The sequence below is a fragment of the Nitrospinaceae bacterium genome, from assembly GCA_018669005.1.
Classification (GTDB): Bacteria; UBA8248; UBA8248; order UBA8248; family UBA8248; genus UBA8248.
The window spans coordinates 1-23,300 of sequence record JABJAL010000073.1 but is presented as its reverse complement, the minus strand read 5'-3'; the positions used below and the strand labels follow the sequence as shown (position 1 = coordinate 23,300).

The 23,300-nt window shown below is 55.7% G+C and carries 22 protein-coding genes; 14 read left to right on the top strand and 8 right to left on the bottom strand.

Annotated elements, in window-relative coordinates:
• Positions 1–8: 8 nt before the first annotated feature.
• The 3 genes from nrfD to HOJ95_11615 form a co-directional block, all read right to left on the bottom strand.
• Positions 9–1,529, bottom strand: coding sequence for a polysulfide reductase NrfD (gene nrfD / locus HOJ95_11625; protein ID MBT6395349.1), 1,521 nt, complete (start codon positions 1,527–1,529; stop codon positions 9–11).
• Positions 1,530–1,850: 321 nt separating this feature from the next.
• Positions 1,851–2,729, bottom strand: a complete 879-nt coding sequence (locus HOJ95_11620) for an NAD(P)H-binding protein (protein ID MBT6395348.1) — start codon at positions 2,727–2,729, stop codon at positions 1,851–1,853.
• Between the two features lie 247 nt (positions 2,730–2,976).
• Positions 2,977–4,212 (bottom strand): aminopeptidase P family protein, encoded by a 1,236-nt coding sequence (locus tag HOJ95_11615; GenBank protein ID MBT6395347.1) that lies wholly within the window; start codon positions 4,210–4,212, stop codon positions 2,977–2,979.
• A 207-nt stretch (positions 4,213–4,419) separates the two neighbouring features.
• Between HOJ95_11615 and HOJ95_11610 the strand changes: the two genes are divergently transcribed.
• The 6 genes from HOJ95_11610 to HOJ95_11585 all read left to right on the top strand — a co-directional run bounded on the left by HOJ95_11610 (position 4,420) and on the right by HOJ95_11585 (position 11,680).
• Positions 4,420–4,995 carry an HDIG domain-containing protein gene (locus tag HOJ95_11610; protein ID MBT6395346.1) on the top strand — a complete coding sequence of 192 codons (576 nt, stop codon included), beginning with the start codon at positions 4,420–4,422 and terminating at the stop codon, positions 4,993–4,995.
• Between the two features lie 231 nt (positions 4,996–5,226).
• Positions 5,227–7,098, top strand: coding sequence for a 2-oxoacid:acceptor oxidoreductase subunit alpha (locus HOJ95_11605; GenBank protein ID MBT6395345.1), 1,872 nt, complete (start codon positions 5,227–5,229; stop codon positions 7,096–7,098).
• Between the two features lie 2 nt (positions 7,099–7,100).
• The gene (locus HOJ95_11600; protein ID MBT6395344.1) at positions 7,101–8,126 is read left to right on the top strand and encodes a 2-oxoacid:ferredoxin oxidoreductase subunit beta; all 1,026 of its coding nucleotides are present in this window, start codon (positions 7,101–7,103) and stop codon (positions 8,124–8,126) included.
• A gap of 68 nt (positions 8,127–8,194) precedes the next feature.
• Complete coding sequence (locus HOJ95_11595) at positions 8,195–9,076, top strand: GlcNAc-PI de-N-acetylase (protein MBT6395343.1); 882 nt, start codon at positions 8,195–8,197, stop codon at positions 9,074–9,076.
• 99 nt (positions 9,077–9,175) lie between these two features.
• A complete protein-coding gene (locus tag HOJ95_11590) occupies positions 9,176–10,066 on the top strand; it encodes an NAD(P)-dependent oxidoreductase (protein MBT6395342.1) in 891 nt (296 codons plus the stop codon).
• Positions 10,067–10,096: 30 nt separating this feature from the next.
• Positions 10,097–11,680 (top strand): sulfurtransferase, encoded by a 1,584-nt coding sequence (locus HOJ95_11585; protein MBT6395341.1) that lies wholly within the window; start codon positions 10,097–10,099, stop codon positions 11,678–11,680.
• Here HOJ95_11585 and HOJ95_11580 read toward each other — a convergent pair whose 3' ends face one another.
• Positions 11,681–12,052, bottom strand: coding sequence for an NINE protein (locus HOJ95_11580; protein ID MBT6395340.1), 372 nt, complete (start codon positions 12,050–12,052; stop codon positions 11,681–11,683). It abuts the gene before it with no gap.
• Between HOJ95_11580 and HOJ95_11575 the strand changes: the two genes are divergently transcribed.
• The 4 genes from HOJ95_11575 to HOJ95_11560 all read left to right on the top strand — a co-directional run bounded on the left by HOJ95_11575 (position 12,045) and on the right by HOJ95_11560 (position 16,460).
• Complete coding sequence (locus HOJ95_11575; protein MBT6395339.1) at positions 12,045–12,296, top strand: hypothetical protein; 252 nt, start codon at positions 12,045–12,047, stop codon at positions 12,294–12,296. The genes HOJ95_11580 and HOJ95_11575 overlap by 8 nt on opposite strands.
• 202 nt (positions 12,297–12,498) lie before the next feature.
• The gene (locus HOJ95_11570) at positions 12,499–13,722 is read left to right on the top strand and encodes a tetratricopeptide repeat protein (GenBank protein ID MBT6395338.1); all 1,224 of its coding nucleotides are present in this window, start codon (positions 12,499–12,501) and stop codon (positions 13,720–13,722) included.
• 123 nt (positions 13,723–13,845) lie between these two features.
• Complete coding sequence (locus HOJ95_11565) at positions 13,846–15,462, top strand: response regulator (GenBank protein ID MBT6395337.1); 1,617 nt, start codon at positions 13,846–13,848, stop codon at positions 15,460–15,462.
• 23 nt (positions 15,463–15,485) lie between these two features.
• Positions 15,486–16,460 (top strand): nitronate monooxygenase, encoded by a 975-nt coding sequence (locus tag HOJ95_11560; GenBank protein MBT6395336.1) that lies wholly within the window; start codon positions 15,486–15,488, stop codon positions 16,458–16,460.
• Between the two features lie 28 nt (positions 16,461–16,488).
• Here HOJ95_11560 and HOJ95_11555 read toward each other — a convergent pair whose 3' ends face one another.
• Positions 16,489–17,538: a carbon-nitrogen hydrolase family protein gene (locus HOJ95_11555; protein ID MBT6395335.1), complete on the bottom strand. Its 1,050-nt coding sequence runs from the start codon at positions 17,536–17,538 to the stop codon at positions 16,489–16,491.
• Between the two features lie 235 nt (positions 17,539–17,773).
• Here HOJ95_11555 and HOJ95_11550 point away from each other — a divergent pair, with 235 nt between their 5' ends.
• The 3 genes from HOJ95_11550 to HOJ95_11540 all read left to right on the top strand — a co-directional run bounded on the left by HOJ95_11550 (position 17,774) and on the right by HOJ95_11540 (position 19,395).
• Positions 17,774–18,595, top strand: coding sequence for an MBL fold metallo-hydrolase (locus tag HOJ95_11550; GenBank protein ID MBT6395334.1), 822 nt, complete (start codon positions 17,774–17,776; stop codon positions 18,593–18,595).
• An 83-nt stretch (positions 18,596–18,678) separates the two neighbouring features.
• Positions 18,679–19,146, top strand: coding sequence for a hypothetical protein (locus HOJ95_11545; protein MBT6395333.1), 468 nt, complete (start codon positions 18,679–18,681; stop codon positions 19,144–19,146).
• Positions 19,147–19,152: 6 nt separating this feature from the next.
• A complete protein-coding gene (locus HOJ95_11540) occupies positions 19,153–19,395 on the top strand; it encodes a hypothetical protein (protein ID MBT6395332.1) in 243 nt (80 codons plus the stop codon).
• A gap of 104 nt (positions 19,396–19,499) precedes the next feature.
• Here the strand turns inward: HOJ95_11540 and HOJ95_11535 are convergent, their stop codons facing one another.
• Positions 19,500–20,348, bottom strand: a complete 849-nt coding sequence (locus tag HOJ95_11535) for a hypothetical protein (protein ID MBT6395331.1) — start codon at positions 20,346–20,348, stop codon at positions 19,500–19,502.
• A gap of 408 nt (positions 20,349–20,756) precedes the next feature.
• Here HOJ95_11535 and HOJ95_11530 point away from each other — a divergent pair, with 408 nt between their 5' ends.
• Positions 20,757–21,980 (top strand): amidohydrolase, encoded by a 1,224-nt coding sequence (locus tag HOJ95_11530; protein ID MBT6395330.1) that lies wholly within the window; start codon positions 20,757–20,759, stop codon positions 21,978–21,980.
• Positions 21,981–22,139: 159 nt separating this feature from the next.
• On the opposite strand, the gene HOJ95_11525 is transcribed toward HOJ95_11530, so the two are convergent.
• A complete protein-coding gene (locus tag HOJ95_11525; GenBank protein MBT6395329.1) occupies positions 22,140–22,466 on the bottom strand; it encodes a hypothetical protein in 327 nt (108 codons plus the stop codon).
• Between the two features lie 10 nt (positions 22,467–22,476).
• Positions 22,477–23,268 (bottom strand): SDR family oxidoreductase, encoded by a 792-nt coding sequence (locus HOJ95_11520; protein ID MBT6395328.1) that lies wholly within the window; start codon positions 23,266–23,268, stop codon positions 22,477–22,479.
• Positions 23,269–23,300 lie beyond the last annotated feature (32 nt).

Below are 23,300 nucleotides of genomic sequence, written 5' to 3'. Positions count from 1 at the left end.
TTTACCTATTATGAAAGGGGAATGGCCTGACCGGCCTTCACCCAAACTCTGTCCCAGTAATAAGCGCCTGCTGTGGCGAGTATCGCCGCCAGCAAGGCACCCATGCCGCCCATGCCGAGCCACCAGATCAACATAATGGGAATGGCGCAGCCCATCGCAATCGCCCCGCCCCAAAACTCGCACTTGAGCGGCCCGCTCACGAGAAGATCAACCGCCCGCTCAAGTGGCGCCGAGCCGAAGCGGTGAATCAGTGTCGAGAAAAGCAGTATCGCCAGATGAAGCATGAGCGAGCCAGCCAGAATCGAGCCTAAAAATACGAGGGCCGGAATCTTGCCTGAAATCGGGAAGATTGTGGCGAAGAATATGAGTCCTGCAGCCCCCTTCACCACTGTCTGCACGGCGATGTCCACCGTATTCTCGCTTCCCTTCCATAGGTCGCGCGCCGCGCCCTGGGCGAAGAAAAATCCCGTGTAAATCGAGGCAAGCGAGCCCATGACGATAGTTGGCCAGTAGAGGGTGTTCATCGCGCCCTCGGCGCCGCTCATGGCGGACAGAATCCATAGAACGGTGAATATACCGTCCAGGGCGATGAAGTAGGTGCCCCACGTCATCCAGCTTCCCCAGTTCGGCCTGATGAGTATGTAGTAGAAGCGCTCGGGCCGCCTAAGGTCGGTTATGAGAAGAGCGCCAGTTCCTGCGAGAAGAAGCCCGCTCAGGATGGGCATCCAGATAGAGAACAGGGAGCTATTGAAGCCCAGTCCCCACATGATGAGACTTAAGATAAGGAGCCCTGCGCTTATCCCCTTTGTCATCAGGTAGCCGATAATTTTCGTGTCCCATGGGATTTTGTGAAATACGTCGTACACCGTGCGGCTCTCGCCCGGTTTGTTTTCCCACTCGGGAATCACATCTTGGCTCTGCTCATCGACCTCGCCTTGCTTATAGATGCCCGATTGGCTGGCCACTGTGGGGTCGAGTGTCTGACGACTGCCTTTAAAGTAGTAGATGTTTGGCTTGGTGTTGTATTCGGGTTTACGGACATTAACGGGCTCATGGGCAATGAGGCCCGAAAGACGCGAGCCCTCGTCCTCCCGGTCGCCGAAAATGCGGCACTGGGTGGGGCACACGACAACACAGGCGGGCTCAAGCCCCGCCTCAAGACGGTTCGAGCAGAAATTGCATTTCTCAGCCGTGTTCGTATTCGGGTCGATGAAGAGTTGATCGTAGGGACAGGCCACCATGCAGGCCTTGCACCCGATGCACCACTCGGGGTCGAGATCAACGATGCCATCCGGGCGGCGGAAGAGGGCGGATGTCGGGCAAATATTCTTGCAGGGTGCGTCATCGCACTGGTTGCAAAGGACCGGCAAGAACTCGCGCCGCGTTTGTGGGAACACCCCTTTTTCGACTTCCTTCACCCAGCAACGCCACGAGCCGATTGGGATGTCGTGCTCGCTCTTGCACGCAATCGTGCAAGCGTGGCAGCCAATGCACTGGCTCAGGTCAATCGCCATCGCATACTTCGGCATGAATTTTCTCCTTCCCCGGAAGGGAGACATGAAACTTCTTGCTATCGCAACACGCTGTCGCATCTGGCCCGGGTCAGGGATTCGATGGAATGACAACAACCATTCTCGTCTATCTGGCAGATGCGCAAGAAAACGAAAGGATATGTTGCGGTTGAATTTAAATCCTCATCCATTAGCAAAATGGAGGTAGCACATAGCTGATAAATGCTGATGTCAGTATGGGTATAAAGCTAGTGGGTTCGCTGGAGTGTGTCAATTCTCCGAGGGATAATTTCGAGAATTGCTGGTGGCGTGAGTCCTAAATAGATTTGCCGAGCCAAACTAGGACATCGGGAATATTCGGTCGAGCGTCTCATTTACCGGAGCCAGCGTGAAGGGGAATTGTTGCCTGGGCTCCTGGCGCTTGTCGAGGTGTTCGGTGAAGTTCGTTCCGATGGCGGCGCTGTAGTTTGTTGCTCCCAATGTCCAGCCCGCGAGACGGGCCATGAATTTGGGTATCGGGAGTATCTTGGGTCGCTTGCCGAGTTTGCGGGCAACTCGGTTAAGGAGATCGGCGTAGGTGATCGTTTCGGGCCCCGTGATGTAGAAGGTCCGCATGGGGGCGAGGGGCTCTGTGATGGCCCAGGCGATCGCGGCGACAATATCCGTCTGGGATACGGGTTGAACCTTTGTTGAGCCGCCACCGATGATGGGGGATATGGGGCGCTTGGTTTCTTGAATGATCTGCTCAAGGGTCTGGTTTCCCTTTCCCAGTATCATCGGCACTTTAAAGATAGAGCCGGGAAAGCCAGCGCCCAGAATCGCTTGCTCGGCAATCCCTTTTGCCTGGAGAAAACCGTTTTTCGAATCTTGGTCCGCACCGGGGTGGCTGATGTAGACGAAGGATTTTAGGCTGTCCGATTTGAGCGCCTCTATGACGGCGATGGCCGGCTGGCTGTTGGCATCCCATAGGCTCTCACCGGTTTTGGGCCATAGCGTTCCGGGAAGGTGTACAAGGGCCTCGGCTCCCTGGACGGCTTCGCGGAGCGAGTCGGGATCGTGGAAGTTGACCTCGATGATTTCGGCTGCCAGTGGACGTAACCCTGCTGCCTGGCTCACATCGCGCACCACAGCCCTTATCCTCGTGGGAACGATGGATGGGCTCTGGCTAATGTACTGAATCAGATTTTGTCCGACGGCGCTGTTGGCGCCTGTAATCACGATATCGATGAGTCAACTCCTGGAATATAATATCCCCTTCCCGAAGGGGAAAAGTGTGCCTGGAAAATTTATTGTCAAGCCGACCTCGAAGACGAGGGATTGTCGAAAGATGTATTCCTCTATTTTAGCCGCCAGATCAAGTCCGGCCAGGTGGACCACGCGGCTACCCAACTAAAGTGCTTCTCGCCCCAAGCCTCGCCGGCGGCGTCACCGCTAGCATTCATCTCTGATTACGGTGAATAACATATTAAGCATCTATCACATGGAAGTGCCGCTCCTGGGGTATCAAAGGCTCCCAGCCGCCTTTTTTGACAACGACCGAGTATTCGATCTGGTAGCCCCCGAATCCGACGGTGCCCACTGGCGCCTCGATGTTGATCACGGCGTTCTCGGGAAGCGGAATCTCCGAGGTGGACGGCAAGAAGGGCAAGTCGTATTTCGATTCATCGCTCAGGATGAAGGGAAACTCGCGCGCCTCAAGACCGATGGTGTGGCCGGCGAAGGGGCTGGTGAACTCTGGCATGCCGGCACCGTGGATGCCCTCAAGGAGCGCCCGGTATATCTGCTGGCCCGTGCAGCCTTCTTTGATAACCTCAAGCGCCGAATGAAAACCCGTCTCGATTCCTTTCCACTGCCGCTGGGCTGTCTCATTAGGCTCGCCAATCGAGCCGCACGAGCCCGTGTCGGCGTTGTAATTCTTGAAGAACAACCCGGCGTCGAACATGAAGTTGTCGCCCTTTTGAAGCTTGCGATCCGTGGGCGGGAAAATGAAGCAACTCCGCGGGCCGCTGTTGAAATGGAACCAGTGCCACATGGCGCCGGGCCGGGCGACGTTTTGACGCCAGATCTCGGCCACATCGTTCTCGGTCATGCCGGCGCGCAGGTTGGCGAACACCTGGGAGATGGCGTCCTCGTTCACCTGGGCGGCGGCTCGGAGACGGTCAAGTTCCTCATCGGTCTTTACAAGGCGAATCATCAGGAACAGGTTCGAGCCGGGGATGAATTCGCAGCCAGGCAGCGCTTTTTTTAGCGAGTCGAACAGGGCTGGCGGGCAGCCCTCGTTGTCGAGGGCGATGCGCCCCCGGGTGATGCCCCTGGCTTTTAGGGCGGCCAGAAGGGCGTCGAGAACGGTTTTGTGCCTGGCCGCACTTTCGGTGAGCTCTTGAAAGCGGCGCTGCTCATCGTCGGCGGGCTCGAAATTGTCGGGGAAAATGACGGCAGTTTTTCCGCCATAGCTGTACACCCGATCGGGATAGCCACTGAAGGCGGCATAATACGTGTTGTCCGACCGGGTGAGGATCAGATCGCTTCCGGCATCTGGATCGTTCGTCAGCACCGCATAGCTCTGAAGGCTGCGATAGACCCGCTGCGCCCATCCTACGTGCCCAGTCAGATAGGTGACGTTTTCAAGGGTGGTTCCGATGATGGCGACCAGTTCATGCTCGGCCATGAGGGCTAGCGCACGTTCTTTGTTCAAGAGCATGGAAATTCTCCTTGCCTGGATAAACCGAGAAAATTAGGGGCCGATTCATTTTTTTTGAAGTTACACCACTGGAACATGGAATACCAGGAGGGGAAATGCCGTTTAAAAGTTGTGGTTTTCAGCCAATCATGCCTAAATACGGGTTAATGAAGCTGGGCCCGCAGGAGAGGGGACCAGGATTTTTCAGGCCATAAACTGGAGCCAAAAATGACGCTTGATCGTCCCTCGGCCGAGACGCTTTTATTTGAGTGGACAAAAGGGGAAAGCCTCCGGTCGCACGCACGGGGCGTTGAGGCCTCGATGCGGGCCTATGCCCGAAAGTTCGGGGAAGATGAGGCCTTATGGGGTGTCACCGGTCTCCTTCACGATATGGACTACGAAAAGCACCCCACCCCGGAGGAGCATCCTCGAATCGGGTGTCAGGTTTTAAAGGAGAAAGGGTATCCCGAGGAGATGATTCAGGCGGTACTCGGCCATGCTGAGTATCTGGATGTTTCCAGGGATACGCCGATGGCAAGGGCCCTTTTTGCGGTCGATGAGCTCGTGGGCCTTATCACGGCGGTGGCGCTGGTCCGGCCGAGCAAGGATATCCGGGAGGTTGAGCCCAAAAGCATCAAGAAAAAATGGAAGGATAAGGCCTTCGCCAGGGGGGTTAATCGGGGAGATGTCGAGAAGGGGGCCGAGGAACTGGATGTGCCCCTCGCCGAGCATATTGTCATCACCTTAGAGGCGATGAAGACGGTGGCCATGGAAATGGGGCTCGATGGCTCGGCCGCCAAGTGAAAATATCTCAAATATGACTAAATTTACCTTGTTTTGATTGACGATTTCGCCAATTATCGGACATAATTCGGCGCAGTGGTCATTACGTTGAATTATCAAACGTTGACCGCGATTGCACTCGAAGGAAATAAGGTGCAAGTTTCGATTGACGAGGGTTTTTAACTACTTCAAAACTAGGTGTTTTGAAGTGTGGCCATTCCCGCAAAATGTTTTTAAAAGGGCTAGTAAAAGATGGGTGACACTACGAACGGACATGGAGCAAACGGCGGGGCGAGTAAGAAGGAGACGATAGACGTTGAGTCAGTAACAATTCGATTTGCCGGAGACTCGGGCGACGGAATGCAATTGACGGGCGATCGCTTCACAACGGCATCGGCGATCGCAGGAAACGATATAAGAACCTTTCCCGACTATCCTGCAGAAATCAGAGCGCCTATCGGAACGTTGGCAGGCGTGAGCGCATTTCAGATTAATTTTAGCAGCTCCGACATTCATACGCCGGGCGATGTACTTGATGTTCTTGTTGCCATGAACCCGGCCGCCATGAAGGCAAACATTGCAGACCTAAAACGCGGCGGCCTGCTTATCGCGAACACCGATAATTTCACGGACAAAAATTTTCAAAAAGCCGATATCGAAACGAACCCGCTCGACGATGAAGAGCTAAAGGGTAAATATCAGGTTTTTGAAGTGCCCATTACCGAGTTGACGCGCAATGCGCTTTCCGAGTTGGAGCTTCAATCCAACCTCGCGGATCGCTGCAAAAACTTTTTTGCCCTTGGCTTGATGTTCTGGATGTATTCGCGGCCAATGGAGCCCACGATAGAGTGGATCAGCCAAAAATTCGGCAGCCGGACAGAAATTGTTGCTGCCAACACGCGGGCGCTTGAGGCTGGCTATTACTATGGCGAGAACGCCGAACTCATGGCCAACCAGTACCTGGTTCGCGAGGCCACCTACCCCGAAGGGAAGTATCGTAATATTTCGGGCAACGTGGCGGTTGCCTATGGCTTCATTGCGGCCACCCAAAAGATGGGTCTCAAGTTGTTCTGGGGCGCTTATCCGATAACGCCGGCGAGCGATGTTCTCCACGAATTATCCAAGCACAAAAATTTCGGGGTCTACACGTTTCAGGCCGAAGATGAGATTGCGGCGGTATCGTCTGCGCTTGGCGCCTCCTATGCGGGCGCGCTCGGGGTGACCTGCTCAAGCGGGCCCGGCATCGCGCTCAAGAGCGAGGCCGTTGGCCTGGCCGTTATGACGGAGCTTCCGCTGGTCGTTCTGAATGTGCAGCGGGCTGGTCCGAGCACGGGGCTTCCGACGAAAACCGAACAGGCTGACCTGATGATGGCGATGTACGGCAGGAACAGCGAGAGCCCACTGCCGGTCGTGGCCGCGAGCACCCCGTCGGATTGTTATGAAGCGGCCATCGAGGCTTGCCGCATAGCCGTTAAATACATGACCCCGGTCATGCTTTTGACCGACGGCTATCTGGCCAACGGCTCTGAGCCATGGAAGCTTCCCTCTTTCTCGGATATTGCCGAGATGAAGGCAGAGCATCACACCGACCCGGCAACATATATGCCCTACGGGCGAGACGCCGAAACACTGGCGCGACCCTGGGCCATTCCTGGAACGCCTGAGCTTCAACATCGCATCGGGGGCATCGAAAAAAAGGACGGCACCGGTAACGTCAACTATGACCCAGAAAACCACGAGTACATGGTTCGCAAAAGGGCCGAGAAAATCGAGCGTATTGCGAACGATATTTCGCCTGCCGCCGTTTGCGGCCAGGAAAGCGGCAAGGTTCTGGTTGTCGGTTGGGGCGGAACCTACGGAGCAATCGCGGCGGCCGTTGAGGCGCTACAAGCCAGGGGCGCATCTGTCTCCCAGGTGCACTTGCGCCACCTCAATCCCTTCCCTGCGAATTTTGAGGAAGTGATGCGGAAATTCGACACGGTGTTGGTGCCCGAATTGAATCTCGGGCAGCTAGTGAAGATGATTCGCGCCGAGTTTGTTATTGACGCAATCGGATACAACAAAGTTCAGGGGAAACCCTTCAAGGTCAGTGAACTCATTACTAAAATCGAGGAGTTGCTCTAGTCGTGGCCACCAAGGCGAAGTCAAATGGGGTAGGACTGAAACTTTCACGCAAGGATTTTCAATCGGATCAAACCGTTCGTTGGTGCCCGGGTTGCGGGGACTACTCAATTCTGGCGGGCGTGCAAAAGGTGCTCCCAGAGCTTGATATGCCCAAGGAAAATTTCGTGTTTGTTGGTGGAATCGGGTGTGCTGCTCGTTTCCCCTACTACATGAATACCTATGGGTTCCACACGATTCACGGGCGGGCGCCGGCGTTTGCCACCGGGGTAAAGGTGACGCAGCCTGAGCTTTCCGTCTGGGTCATATCGGGCGATGGCGACGCGCTCAGCATCGGCGGCAACCACCTTATCCACGCTATGCGGCGCAACATTGGCATCAAAATACTTCTTTTCAATAATCGGATTTATGGCCTCACGAAAGGTCAGTATTCGCCTACCTCGCTTGTCGGAACGAAAACGAAATCGACACCAATGGGCTCCATCGACTATCCACTTCATCCGATTTCTCTTGCTGTAGGCGCCGAATGCTCCTTCATCGCCCGCACGGTGGATCGCGATCAGAAGCACATGAATCATGTGCTCGCCGCCGCTGCTAAACACGAGGGGACGGCCTTTGTTGAGATCATGCAGAACTGCATCGTGTTCAACGACGGGGCGTGGCAACAATACACAGAAAAAGGCATCAAGGAGCAGAACGTTATTTACCTTGAAGACGGGAAACCGTTGGTCTTTGGGCCCGATGATGATCGCAAGGGAGTGCGTCTCAACGACTTCAAGACCGAGGTCGTATCAGCAGACGATTCAGAATTGACCGTTCACCGAGAGAACGATGAGGAAGGGGCGTATGTTCACATGTTGAGCCGCCTTGAGGCGGATGGCGGCCCGCTGCCGCTTGGTATTTTCCGGAATATAGAGCGGGCGCCCTACGAGGAGATGCTTCACAACCAGGTTGATGCTGCCGTCGCAAATGGCGAGGGAGATGTCGATGAACTTCTCGCCACCGGCGATACCTGGATTCACACAAACTAGTCTTTTAAAAAGAAAAGACCGTCGGCCGCTGGCCGGCGGCTTTTTTTTTGGGGAGTCGATTTACCTTCATGTCTAGCCTTGAGGCCGGGAGCACCTCCCGTAAATTCACCCTTCTCATGGTTCACGCCCACCCGGATGATGAGTGCAGCGGAACGGGCGGTTTGATTGCGCGTTGCGCCGAGGCGGACCACACCACGGTTTTGATCACATGCACGAATGGTGATCGCGGCCAGGTGATTGGTCTGTCTCTGAATCCCGAGGAGAGTGCAGAGGACCGTCGCGCTCTGGCTGAGGTGCGCCGTGGCGAGCTTGAGGGGGCGACCAAAATTCTGGGGCTCTCGCACCTCTATCAGTTTGGCTATTCCGATTCAGGCATGGAGGGCTGGGAGAGCAATAAACTTGGCGAGGTTTTCGCCAATGCCGAGCCTGGCGAGGTGGCCGAGAAGATTGCACGTATCATTCGGGAACATCAGCCCGACGTGTTGATCACCTACGACAAAAAAGGGGGCTATGGCCACCCTGATCATTTGATGGCGAATCGCTCTGCCATGGCTGCGCTTGATGTGGCTGCCGATCCTGAGCGCCTCGGCGATATTCCCCCCTGGCGGGTGCCGAAGGTGTATCACACGGCGTGGGCCCGTTCGCGGTTGCTCCGCACCTGGCGATGGATGCGAATCCTGGGCAAGAAAACCCCGCTCGACAATCCTGATTTCGACGAAACCAAATACGGGACCCCGGATGAGGAAATTACCACGCGGGTCAATGTCATTCCCGTTCGAAAAAAAAAGTGGAGCGCACTTTTCACGCACAAAAGCCAGATAGGCAACAATTCTTTTTGGCGCGTCTTCCGCCTGGCGCGAAGATGGCTCTATCCGGATGAAAGCTTTGTCATTATTCGAAGCGATGTTGATTCTGCAAAGCCCGAGACCTCTGTGTTTGATGGTCTCTAGCACAAGAAAAATCACCGTACCTGCCGCACTTTTGACAAGCACCCCTATCCCATCTACAAGGGAATCATCCTTTTCTATTCATTACTGGAGGAATTATCCGTGGGCGAGAAAATCGGTCTGGTTGGCGTGGGCCTGATGGGCAGCGCCATGAGCGAGCAATTAATTGGGGCTGGCTATGAGGTGCAAGGCTTTGATATTGACGCCAAGCGCCTGAACGATCTGGAGGAGCGGGGCGGTGTGGCGGTGTCATCGCCGGGCGCTGCCATAGAGGGGGCGAGAGCCGTTATCCTCTCGTTAATGACAAGCAATGTTATTGAGGAGGTGTGCTTCGGGGCGGGGGGAATCGTCGAGGCGAAGCCATCGGATTTGCTCGTTATCGATACATCGACTTCTCGGCCCGAGGATTCGGTCGCGAACGCCGAAAAGCTTAGGGAAAAAGGGGTTGCCTTCGTGGACGCCAGCCTGAGTGGGTCGAGCCCGATGATCAGAACAAAAAATATTGTTGCCATGGTGGGCGGTGAGAAGGCCGACTACGAGCGTGCCAAGCCCATTCTCGAGAAATTTGCTCGTTCGGTTTACCACCTTGGGGCCAATGGCGCAGGGGCGCGCACGAAACTCATCGTCAACCTCATTCTCGGCCTGAACCGGATGGCCGTGGCAGAGGGGCTGTGCCTCGGGATGAAGTCAGGCATGGATATGGAAATTCTGCTCACCGTTCTCAAGGACAGTTTTGCGTACTCCAAGGCCATGGAAAACCGGGGCGAGCGAATGATTAACGCCGACTACGACGATCCGATGTCGCGCCTTTTTCAACACCATAAAGACGTGGGGCTTATGCTTGAGCAGGGCCAGAATCTGGGCTCGCCCATGCCGCTTCTCTCTGCGCTCAAGCAAGTATTGGTCTCTGCCGAGGCGACCGGCCTGGGGCAATTGGATACCTCGTCGATCATCGAGGTCCTTCGCCGGGGCGCAGGGATTCCTTCCCGCTAGATATTTCGCTTAACAACAGGAGCGAGTTTTATGACGGATTCCATTTCACCGGCTGCTCTTAAAGCGATGATGGAGAGCGAGGCGCCCTACGCCGTCATTGATGTGCGCGAGCCGATGGAGTTCAACGCCGATCAGATTCATCTCACGACGAGCCTGCCGCGCGGCTGGCTAGAGTTTCGCATCTTGGGCCTTGTGCCCGTGAAAAACACGCCGCTGGTGGTGGTGGATGGCGGCGAGGGAAGGGGCGCGCGGGTTGCTGAGACGCTTGAGCGCCATGGCTACAAGGGTGTTCGTGTTCTCGCAGGTGGCCTCCCAGGTTGGAAGGAGGCAGGATTTTCTACCGTGAGTGGAACCAACGTTCCGAGCAAGGAGTTTGGAGAGGAGGTTCTGCATGAGGACAAGATTCCTGAAATTGAGGTCGAGGCACTTCATGCGCTAATCGAGGGTAAGGGGCCGCTGCGCATCTTCGATGCCCGCACAGAGAATGAGTACGAGCGTTTTGCCATCCCGACCGGAGTGAGCCTTCCCGGTGGCGAGCTTATTCTTCATGCCTGGGACATGGATCAGGATCACGAGACCCCGCTCATTATAAATTGTGCCGGGCGAACAAGGAGCATCATTGGTGCCGGAGGGCTTCACCGCCTGGGGGTCAAACACGCCCGGGCGCTTCGCAATGGCGGGATGGGCTTTATTCTGGCCGGGCTTCCCCTTGCGCGGGGGGAGGTTAGCGAGGTGCCTCGCCCCTCGGAGAAAAGCCGCGCACATGGCGAGGCGTTGGCGAAAAAGCTGGCTGATGAGGAGGGGATTCCCGCTGTTTCGGTTGATGAGCTAGCAGTGTTCCAAGAAAAATCTGAGGCCAACACGCTTTATGTTCTCGACGTTCGGCTCGCACCTGAGTTTGGGCAAGGGCACATAGCTGGAGCTATTTCGATTCCGGGCGGCCAGGCCGTCCAGCGCACCGATGAAGTCGCCGCCGTTCGCGCGGGAAAATTTGTGACCTATTGCGACTCAAACGCCCGGGCGACGATGGTCGCCTACTGGCTCCGCCGGATGGGGCTGAAGGATGTTTCGTTTCTAAGCGGCGGTCTCGCCGCGTGGGAGGCGGCCGGGATGCCTGTTGAGGTTTCAGGGGTTTTGGCTGACGGCGAGAGCCCATCGACCGGGGGCGGGCCCCTGGGGCTTGAGGCGGCGCAGGGGAGCGTGCTCGGACTATCGCCCAAAGAGGCGAAGGCGCTGGATGGGGCCACTGTTATTGACCTGGATGTTTCCCCTGGTTTTCGGGCCGCCCATATCGTTGGCTCCAGGTGGTTACTGCGAGCATCCCTTGAGGAGCGCATCGAGGCGTTGTGTCCGAATAAATCAGGGCCGATTCTTCTCGTGTGCGGAGATGGCACCCGTTCTGCACTTTCTGCCTGGGCGCTTGCCGATATGGGCTACGGGGGCGCTGTTTACCTCAATGGCGGAAAACGCGCCTGGCGCGAGGCGGGGCTCGCACTTGAGGAGGGGGATTCCGGTTTTGAGGGGCCTGTTATCGATGTGGCTCTCAAACCCTACGATATTGGCACTGGCGCGATGCAGGAGTATCTCGACTGGGAAGAGAATCTTGGCAAGTAGTTAGAGTGGGTCCTCTTGTGCACCGATGGGGACGGAAGACTCCGCCGCCGCGCGCTCGTTATGCTCGCGCACCTCTTTGATCAGAATAATCAAATCCCACACCCAGATTGCGGCGAGAACGATGAAGGCCGTCGCGGCCATCGCGATAAAAGCCGGGTCTTGAATAAGCGCCGGTAGATCGGCGGGCCCAAGTTTTTTCGGAAAATTCAGCATGCCAAAACTTTTCAGAATGAGAATTGACGCCACCACAGAGAGAAGGGGCACGAAGAAGTAGAGAAGGATTAACCTAATCGCCTCTTGGACTTTTCCCAGATAAATTTTGTGGGCGGCGAGAAAGCCGAGGAAAAACCACAGGAGGAGTGCGATGGGCATCGATTTTTTTCTTGGCTTCATCTACATCCACCCCCCCCCTCTCGTCTGCTGGAGCCAAGAAGAATTGCGCTTCGCCGCTTGGCTAAATAACTTGATTTTCAAAATAAGGATTCATTTCGAATCCGGCAACCGCTCAGGTTTTGCTGTTGATGACGTGGCCAGCTGCGGCCTCCTGGTTTTTAGTTTGGAGTTTGAATATTCTTTGATACCTATCTGTCTGAATAGAAACGGGTTATTTAAATAGTACAAAAAAGCTGAAATATGTGCATTTTCGGGTTGAAAAATTCTATTATTTGAATAAAATAAGCCAAGTTGATTAATCGCAAGCTTTTAAATAATCATCTTTTCAGGTATCGGCCTTGGCTCGGGGGAGCTGGCGGGATCTTTTTTTATGGCACCTGAAGAATTATGTAGATTTATTTATATCTGAGTTTTGGAGTCCGCTCATGATTGGTACGGATTCAAGAGTTCTTATTGCCGATAATCAGCCCCGTGTGCGGCGCCTTATCGAATCCATGTTCCGCGCCTCGGGTGTCAAGACGGCGCATACCGTGCCGGACGCTGCGTCGGCTAAAGAAGTTCTTCTAACGATACCCATTGACGTTGTTCTCTATGACTGGAATACCCCCGGAGAGAATGGTATCGATTTTCTCCGATATCTTCGCTCGGCCGGTGTCACCAAGTTTCTTCCCTTCGTTCTTATGAGCGGGGTTGGTGTACTCGACGATCAGGACTATGCCGTGGGTAAGGATCTGGATGTGGATGGTTACGTCTTCAAGCCTATTACCCACGAGGATCTTGAGGATAATATTGGCCACGTCATGGATCGGCATGGCCAGGTGACCCCTAGTTATGTTCATCTCACGCGTGCCTCCGCTTTTGTCGATATCGAGGAGTACGACGAAGCCCGCAAGGAGCTTAAATCCGCCCGCGAGAAGGGCGAGCGCTCCCCTCGTGTCTGGAACGAGTCTGGTCTCGTCTATGAAGACATGAGCCAGGACAGAGAGGCAAAGCTGTGCTACGAGCGCTCAATTCGGCTCGATAAAGGATATGCCAAGCCCTATAATGGAATCGCCGATGTGCTTACGCGGGAGGGCAATCCTGAGGAGGCCCATAAGTTTTATGAAAAAGCGGCCGAGGTCAGCCCCCGCAGCAGCGAGCGCCAGTATGCCCTTGCAAAATCACTTCTTGAAAAAGGTGACACGGATGGTGCGCGGGTTGCCGTATCGCGTGCTGTTCGCGGCATCCAGCGAGACGAAACGGCTCAGACCCACCAGGCCGAGAACAGCGCGGCGGCAGCCGAGTTTTATCTTGCGACAGGTTTTGCCGACATGGCCGAGGAAGAACTTGGATTTGCCCTGCAGGGCGATCCGAACAACGTGCATTACTTTAACCAGCTTGGTATGGCGTTCCGGCGGCAGAAGAAATACCAGGAGGCCTTGACTAACTATAAAAAGGCCATCCAGGTTGCGCCAGGTGATGTCGTTATCTACTACAACATGGCTATGGCTTTCGTCGGTTTGCGCAATTTCCAGGCGGCCAGCGCTTCTCTTCAAAAAGCCCTCACCATAGACGCCAATTTCAAGGACGGCGAAAACCTTTTGAGAAAAATTCAAGCTGAGATGAAAAAACAGCAGAACGGCAACGGCCACACCAACGGCCATAGCTAAGCCCCCTCAATTTTTATTCGATTCACCCTTTTTTATTGTTTGTTTAGATTTTTTAATTCCCCCTACCCATATTGATTTGCCAGATGCGCTATAATGGCCCTGCCTTCTCAGGAGGAGTGCCTTATGAACGGTCCCGTCCCTGTGTCGACTAATGCGCCTGTCGGGGTATACGTCATTGACGACGATCCCGATGTCGTTTCATTTATCCGAACTATTCTTGTCGAGGCGGGTTTTCGCGTCGAGACCGAGACGGATTCCACCGCCGCGATGAAGAAAAAGCTGCCCTTTCGGCCCGATGTTCTGATGATCGATATTATGATGCCGGGAATTTCGGGGCTCGAAATAATGGAGCGGATTACCGGGAGCGCAGGCCGCGAGAAGTTCCGTATCATCACAGTTTCAACGCTGACGCGTCATGCCGACATTGAGCGGGCCGCCGCCGCCGGGGCGGATGATTATCTGGCCAAGCCATTTCATCCCGAAGAACTATTGCTCCGTGTCCGGCGCCAGGTGGATGAATTGAAAAAGAGCCGGGTGGTGCCAGTGGACAGCTCCCCCCCCGCATTGGCAAGTCTGCGCCTCGATACCCCTCCGCCGGGCGAGATGCTCGTAGAGGAGATGAGGGCTGAAAAGACCCCCTCGTTTGTCGAGAGCTTGCGCCATAGGCAACAAAGGGAGAGGAGCAAGGCGACCGCAGCTCCGCTTCCCGGAGATGGGGATAAGGGCCCACCGCGCATGGGTCCGAGGGCCCAACCCTCGGGAGCAAAAATTCTTGTCATCGACGATGATCCGGATATTCTCGCACTTGTGAAGTCCATTTTTTCGGCCGCTGGCCACAACGTGAGCCTGGCCGAGGATGGTGAGGCGGGGCTTGCACTCGCCGGGCGCGATGAGCCCGACCTAATAGTTCTCGACATCATGATGCCTCGCATGAGCGGCTACGATGTGGTGGAGGCGCTAGCTAAAAAGTCACATACGGCGGGAATTCCGATTCTCATGCTTACCTCAAAAAACAGCTCTGAGGATGTGACCGAGGGTTTGAGCGGTTTTGCAGACGAGTACGTGACCAAGCCCTTTCGCCCGGAAGAGCTGGCTGCCCGCGCCGGGGCGCTCATCCGGCGCACGAGGGGACGCACTCGCAACAAGCGCGAGCAACTTTGGGTCATCGAGCAGTTCGCGGACAAGGGGGCGAGAATGGGTTATCAGGTTTTCTCGCCTCATATGGATAAAGTTGCTGATGCTCCCCTCAACTGGAAGGGACCGGTGCCCGATCTGGTGATTCAGAAAGGGCGCCGGGTGAATGCCTACCTGGTCGAGAGCGTCGAGTCGCTGCACGATGATCGCACTATTGGAAGATGGGCAGAGCTTGAGGAGATCGACGGGCTTATATTAGGCGTGGTGGGAATGAGCCGGGAGTCGAGTCGCCTTGCCACCAAGATTAAGCGCGAGCGAGGATTTAATGCGCGTGTTCAGTGGTCCCGTCCCAGGCAGTTCAAACGGCGCAGATGGATAGACTCTTTTCGCGATCCCAGGTTGGTTGCCTATGTCGTTGCGATGGGGCTGGCTCTTTTTTTCTCGCTCTTTATCTCGGGGACAATTCCCAATGTTTTTGAGTTGCTCAATCAGGTGAACACGAATTTCGTCAATCAGATGAAAATCTACCGGCCCCACGACAGCGAGCGCCAGTTGCGCAATGTGCTCGATGAATCGAGAAAACTTCAGAAATTATTGAATAAATAATCGGAAAATTTAAGGAGATCGAAATGATTCGAACGCGGGTGTGTGATTTGTTGAGTATAGAGCTTCCCATCGCTCTCGGCGGGATGGGTTCGGTATACGGAATTGATCTGGTGGCGGCGGTCTCCGAGGCAGGAGGGCTCGGGGCGCTGGGCTGCTCGCTCCTGGGCCCTGATGAGGTAAAAAAAGCCGCAGCCGATATCCGCGTGAAGACGGACAAGCCATTTGCGCTTAATTTTTTGATCTTTATGCCCAACGAGGCGGGGTTTGAGGCGGCGCTCGAGGCCCGGCCCGCCGCGATGGCTTTCGCATGGCCACGCCCAGAGCAGGACTTAAAACCATTTTTCGACCGGGCCCACGAGGCGGGGTGCAAGGTCACCTTCATGGCGGGCGATGTCCCCGAGGCGCGGCGCGCGGCCGAGGCGGGCGCTGACGTGATCATCGCCCAGGGAACCGAGGGCGGAGGGCATGTAAATTGGATGGCCACAATGACGCTTGTTCCGATGGTGGTGGATGCGGTCGCTCCGGTGCCTGTCATGGCGGCGGGAGGGGTTGCCGATGGGCGGGGGCTTGCGGCGGCGCTCGCGCTCGGGGCCGATGGCGTCCTGCTGGGCACGCGTTTTCTGGCAAGCGAGGAGTCGCCGCTACACCCGAATTTTAAGCAAGCTATTGTCGATAGCGATGGCCACGATACGATGCTCACCGAGATACCTGATATCGCCTCGGGCCGAGTATGGCCAGGGGCGATGGCGCGCGCCCGGCGCAATAATTTTGTCGATCGCTGGGCTGGGCGCGAGTGGGCGCTGCGCCAAAATCAGGCCGAGGCATGGGCCGGGATTCAATCGGCGCGATCTGCTGGAGACGCCGAGGAGGCCTATCTTCTCTACGGGCAGGACGCGGGACTGGTGAACGACCTTCCCCCTGCCGGGGAGATTGTCCGGCGCATTGCCGCCGAGGCCGAGGAGATTCTGACGCGTAAACTTCCCGGGCTGGTGGGGTAAAACCTTTATCGGAGCGGCACCCAGAGGCTTATTGTTCTTTGAATTGGAAGGGCGCTCCATATTTTTCGAGAATTCGTTTGTAGTCGCCCTCATAGAGCCGGTCGTACTCGGTTATCCAGGAGTCGAGGTCGCCTTTGCGCCAGTATTCATAGTCGTACGAAAATTTACTTGGTTCGGATAGCTCTTTATAAAGAGCCGGGTAGCGCTCGAATATCTGGCCGGGGCGACAACCGATAGGCTGCCAGTCCGGGTCGTCGGGCTTTGAGAGATTTTCCTCATCGTAGTTTCTCGTTCTCAGATACTTGAGCCGCTCCATATCGAGGTCCGTGATGAGAACGCCCGGCGTTTCCATCATGTCCACCATTCGCTCGGGGCCAGCGGCAAATGCACCGCCCACGATCGATTTTTCGTAGTCGAAGCCGTCCACCTTGTAGAGATTCTGAGTGATCAGCACATAAAATAAATTTTCCGCCGCCCGGGAGCGCGCCACGCAGCGCCAAGTATCTTTGAGGGCGTAGCCCGTTTGGCTGTGCATGCCATGAATGGGCGAGACGATGATCTCTGCGCCTCGAAGCATGAGTAGGCGCGGCAACTCGGGCACCCAGAGTTCGCTGCAAATCTGAAGGCCGATCTTTCCCAACTCGGTATCGACAACACAGGGCCCGCTCCCGGGAAGTAGATGCCCCTTTCCGCCATAAAGGTAGGCGTTGAGCGGCGGGGTGTCGGGCTGTTGGCGAAGATAACAGGCTATCTCCTTGCCCTCGGGGCTGAGCATTCGAAGGGTGAGAAGGTGTGCGCCGGGAACTTCACTGGCAGTGATGTTTCCCGCGATGATGTACATGGCGTGTTCCTTGGCTTTTTTCTTCAACTCCTCGATCGGGTCGAAGGGAAATTTCTTATTATCGAGCGGCCCAGTCATCGGGCCGGGGTAGCCCTCGGGGTAGAGGAGGAGCTGGGCGCCCTTCGAGGCGGCCTCGTCGGCAAAGGCGAGGGCGTTTTCGGCGTTTTGCCACTCTTCTTCTCCATAAAATGATTCTGGCAGGACGATGCCGACTCGGACGTTGGAAGGTGTGGTCATGAGAATTACCTCTTTTAACGGTGCAATTTGACAATGAAATGCGCGCTCAACTGGCAGGCTACCCATAGCCTACTAACAAGAGTAAAACATCTGAAATAATTCGACAAACACACCAAAGATAGAAAACGAACGTTTTTGACGGGCTGTAAATGGTTTAAAATAAGTGGCAAGCAAAGATCGATAACTCGTCTCGGGTGTTGCGACCGGGTGGACTTTCTCGAAGTCGGGAGCCGGGATGAAAGTTCGTGGGCGAATTATATGGGTGGCGGTTTTGACCCTAACTGCGCTTGTTTTGACGCCAGCGCCTTCTTGGGCGAAATGCTCGCTGGGGCTGGTGCGCCATTTCGAGCGCAGGGCGGTTCTGGTAACCAATCCCTTGCCGCGCTATCCCTCGGACCAGGTGAGTATCAAATGGTTTGGCCACGCGTTTTTTCGAATATTCTCGCCCGGTGGGACGAGAATATTGACCGACCCGTTTTCTTTTGAGCGGGGCTATACCATCCCTGCGACAAACCCCCACGCCGTCACCATCGGTAAGGAATCAACGAATCACAGCGGGCTTGAAATCGTGGGCGGCAAACCGATCGTCATACGGGGGCTTACGGGGGGCGGGCTCGACTGGGCCAAGGTAAACCGAAAGGTGGGCGATGTACGCGTAATGAGCGTACCCATTGTCCAGGGAGGCGGGGGTGATTTCGACTATGGGCCTGGCAAAGGGGCCTCTTTCCTGTTCGAGACGGCGGGCCTATGCATCGCGCACCTGGGCGATTTGGCCGCGCCGATGAACCCCTCTCAACTACGGCGGCTGGGCAAGGTGCACGTTGCCCTCGTTGTTCTTTCGGATCGCGTATCAATGGGCCCGACCGAGGCGGCAGATTTCATCGGGCGCCTTTCCCCCAACATCGCTATCCCCATGCACTATTATGACGATCCGGAGACGTTAGGCGTTTTTCTAAAACACTTTCGCCGCGTTAGAAGGCTGAAGACGGATCGCCTATCTGTCAGCAGGCGGACCCTTCCCCGACCGACGGAGATCATCGTGTTACGGCACGACTAGAATTCGAATCGATTTTCGGGGTCTCCGCGGCCCTATAATTTTTTTTGTTTTTCAGGAGCCATTTGTTATGGAGGAAATGTTCAATGAGCGGTGAATTCGATCTGGATCAAATCTACGTCATTATCCGAGAGCATTTTAGGGAAGAGGGCCATGCGCCTCATTACACGGAGATTGCGGGAGAGTTGGGCGTATCCCCAGAGGAGGGCCGTCTGGCGCTCCACGCTTTGATGGACAGCCCGTTTCCCTGTTGGCTTCATCCTGACACCGACTACATCGCCTCGTTTCCGCCGTTCTCGAACATCCCGACCCAGTATCACATCACGGTTGGCGGGGTTCGCAAGTGGTTTGCTCAGTGCGGCTTCGAGGCGTTGGCGATGCGGTGGCTTTTTCCGGGTGAGCGCGTTCTGGTCGAGGCCTTGTGCATGAACTCAGGCGAGCCCATGCGAATCGAGTTGCGGGATGAGGAAGTCTTATCTGCCGAGCCCAATACGATTTATGGCTACGTGGCAGTGCCTTTAGCCAAGTGGCGGGCGAACCTTCCCTTTGCCTGAAGCACGATGAACCTCTTCCGTTCGGAGGAGGATGTGCGGGCCTGGCGTGGCTTTCAGCCAGGCACAGAGGAGGCCGTTATGCCGCTGGCCGATTACGCTCGTCTTTGGGGAGCCGAGAACTACCGGGCGCGGCTCTGGAATGACTACATCAGCCGGATGGGTGAATTTCAGGCCGAGCGGGGAGAACTCCTAAATAGAATGGGACGGCGGGAAACTTCGTTCTGGGATCCGCCGGCGCCCAAGGCATGAACACCTCGTGGCTCCCCGGGCATGAGCCGCCGGGCGCCTCTCTGATATAAAAGGCCGAAAAAACGGCCCCTCGGTTGAGGGGCCGTTTTTTTCAATAAGTGGTGTTATTTGGTCAGCGTATAGGTCTGGCCGGGCACCGGCTTGAGCACCTTGACGTTCAGGCCGAGTTTTTTCACCTCAACTTCAAACTGATCCGGCGTGCCCATCCACTTCGGGCTCCGCGCGACCCGGTTGTGCTGGGGAATGGCGGTCGTGAGATTCGGGTTATCGGTCTGGAGAAGTTTGACGGCGTAGGCGGCATCGTCCGGGTGCATCATGAAGCGCCCGGCGATGGGAACCATCACGACGTGGGGCTTGTAGCGCATGCCGTAGAGTTTCAAGTCCATCGTGAGCCCCGTGCTGCCCGCCATGTAGACCCGAAGGCCGTCCTCGAACGTAATCAGAAAACCGGCGGCGGGTCCGCCATAGAGATCGTCAAGCCGCCCCTTGGGGCTGCGCGAGCCCGTGCCGTGCTGTGAGTGCATGATCTGCACCGTGATGCCGCCCAGCTTCATTCGCCCGCTGATGGCCCCGCGGTAAACCTGGTTTTTCTTGCCGCCCATCTTTACGAGGCGCTTGGTCATGATTTTACCCAGTTCTGAGACGACGAATATTTTCGCTCCCGTTCGCTTGGCGATCTCAACCGACTGGCCCTGGTCGTCGCCGTGGCCCGATGTGGGGAGGATGAGGTCCACCTCGCCTTTTTTGTAAAAATCGATCTTATGGGGAAAATCCTTGTTTCCCTTGATCCAGGGGTTGATGAGGATGACTTTCCCGCCCGGTGAGACAAAGCGGAAGTGTTGGTTGCCGAAGAACTGCATTTTCACGCCCGCTGCCTGGGCGGCGGTGGCCACGAAGATGGCGGCAAGGAAAATCCCGGCGGTGGTGAGGCGGGCGAATCGCTTGCTTTGCATTGGTGTCTCCTCCTGTTATCAGCGGCGGCTGATTCATGTATCAGGGCCCATGAACTTTCATGGCGCGCATGAAAACGGAACCACTTCACGTGGAAATGAAACGCTTAAATTTTGTTTGGAATCCCCACCGGAATAATACCAAAATTTTATGTGGACAGTTATCAATTTTCTTGAATATATGATTCTTTTTTTAAGTGCAAATACGGGGGGCTCAGAACGCGGAAGGGGGGTGATTTTGCTCTTTACACCGTTTCTTCAGCGTCCTACCATGGTGTTATCTTGTTGTTTCGGAATGCCATGGCCTCTGGCGGAGAAGATATGTCCTCCAGGGGCACGGATTTTTTGGCGGTTTTCCGGGGGAGCTGTTTTTGCCGGAAATTTTAGGAACTTTTAATTAGGAGGAGAGAAATGGTCAGCAAGGCGAAGTCAAAAGCCAAGACGACGACGAAGAAAAAAGTGGCCAAGAAGAAGGTGGCCAAGAAAGAGGCTGCGGCTGGCAAGTCGGCAAAAATTCCCACATGGGATACGATCATGCCTCTTCCCGATAATCCGGAGACGGGCGAGACGGCGAATGACTACTACATCCTCGACTGCGAAGTTCATGTTATGCCCGAGGATTATAGGCGCTTCATCCAGTATTTTCCGGGTACCAAGACCTTCGAGTATGCCCATAAGATGTGCAACTGGTGGCAGTGGATAGATCACCGCACCGGCAAGCCCTCGGCGATTCATCCGGGTATGGACTGGAACATCGATAAAATAATCATGGACATGGACCGCTCGGGCGTCGATCAGATTGCCCTGATGCGCGAGTCGTTCATTGATACATCGGGAGACAGCGCGCCGTTCTCGACCAACCAGCACGTCATCGACGCCATCGAAAAATATCCGGATCGCGTCATCGGCGTCTCGAACGTGGGGCCCTTCTCGAAGCGCAAGACGAAGGACATCCTCTGGGAGCTTGAGTACCTACACGACAACTACAACTTTAAGTTCTCGAAATTCTATCAGCCAGAGGACTGCCCGATTAATGATCGCAGGCTTTGGCCGGTCTACGAGATGTGCCAGGACAAGGGCATCGTCGCCATGTTTCACACCGGTATCACCATCCGGATGGGCCCGACGCGCTACACGTTCCCCGTTCTGCTCGACGATGTGGCCTCGGATTTCCCTGATCTCAAGATTGTTGCCTACCACGGCGGCTATCCGCAATGGGAAGAGCTGGTCATGCTCATGTGGAAGCACCCGGAGATCTACGTCAGCTATTCGATTCTTCTGCCCTGGCTCATGCGGGCCCCGCATCGCTTTGCCCACATGATCGGCACGACGATCCAGATTGCCGGGCATGATCGCTTCATCTGGGGAAGCGACTGGCCTGCCTCGGACCCGCACCAGTCGGTCGAGGCTATCCTCAAACTCTCCATTCCCGAGGAGCTTCAGGAGAATTACGGCTACCCGCAGATCACCAAGGCGAACAAGGCCGCCTTCCTGGGTGGAACGCTGGCTCGTCTCGCGGGCATCGACCCCAAGAAGAATCATCTCAAGTTCCCTGGCAACAACAAGCCGCCCACGGGTAAAACCCCCGAAGGCGACATCACACGTAAAATCACGGCGCGCAACAAGAAGAAATAATAAAAGCGCCCATTTTAGTTTGTAATAAAAAAAGGCCCGCTCCGGTTATCTGGGGCGGGCCTTTTTATGGTCCTTATGAAATTTCATGAAATGCCGGCCCCGGAGGGTAATTAGTCTAGCTCTCCGGGGCTATTTTTTTGTGAAATATGTTTCGGTATTTTATTTTTCGTCGAAATTCTTGCGGACAAGTTCAGAAAAACGCCTGCCCGCCGCAGTGTCCAAAAAAAAGAGAAACACCCCGCCCGCCAGGGTGAGAAGGGCGATAAAAAAACGCTTGGCCCGCAGCACGGCGGCCAATGCTCCGGCGCTTGCCGGTATTTTGAGGATGCTTTTCCCCATGAAATGAAGGTCAAAAAATTGGATTGGCTCGCCGGGGAGTGCATTGGAGGCGGGGCCGGAGGGGAAAAGTAGTTGGTGTGCGAGCAAGGCGGCGCCGAGAATGGCAAGTGCAAAGCCTGCCCGGGTGCGCCAGCCGGCCTTTTCCACGGGGTTGCGCTCAGCCCGTGATGTCCTCGCCGCCATCCACACGAATGACGTTGCCGGTCATCCACTGGGTGCCGCCGGTGGCGAAGCTGGCGATGGCGTCGGCGACTGCCTCGGGTGTCGTACTCTCGTGGTGGGGATTCACTTCGCGGGCTTTTTCGATCATCTGTATGTTGCCCGGAATCTTTCGGAGTGCGGCGGTGTCGGTGACGCCCGCTTGGATGCTATTGGCTGTGATCCCATTCGGGGCAAGCTCGAAGGCGAGTTGGCGAATGTGGCTTTCAAGTGCGGCCTTGGCGGCCGAGACGGCGCCATAGCTTGGCCAGATTCTGTGGCCACCCGAACTAGTCATTGCGTAGATGCGACCGCCTCTGCCCATGAGTCCGCTTAAGATCAGAGCTTGGGTCCAGTAGACAAGGCTGTTCGCCATAACGTCGAGGGTCATCTCCATTTGCTTGGGCGCAATGGCGTCGGACGGATCGTTTGTGATGTAGGGCTTGAGGGTGCCAAAGGCAAGGCTGTGGAGCAGGATTTGAACGCCGCCGGTGGCGCTATCACCGAGATGGTCCTTCATCTTCTGGATCAAATCGGCGCGGATGTCGTGGTCAGCGGCGTTGACGTTAAAGAAAATGGCCTCGGTGCCGTTGGCGCGGACGTTTTCCTGAATTTTCTCAGCGTTGGGCAAGGTGGCTTTACGGTCAAGGTGGACGCCGAAGATGTTGATTCCCTCGCGGGAGAGGCGCTCGGCGGTAGCTCCGCCAAAGCCGCTGCTCGCCCCCAGGATGAGGGCCCATTTTCCCTTCATATCAGATTGCGCCACGGAACTAATCTCCTCGC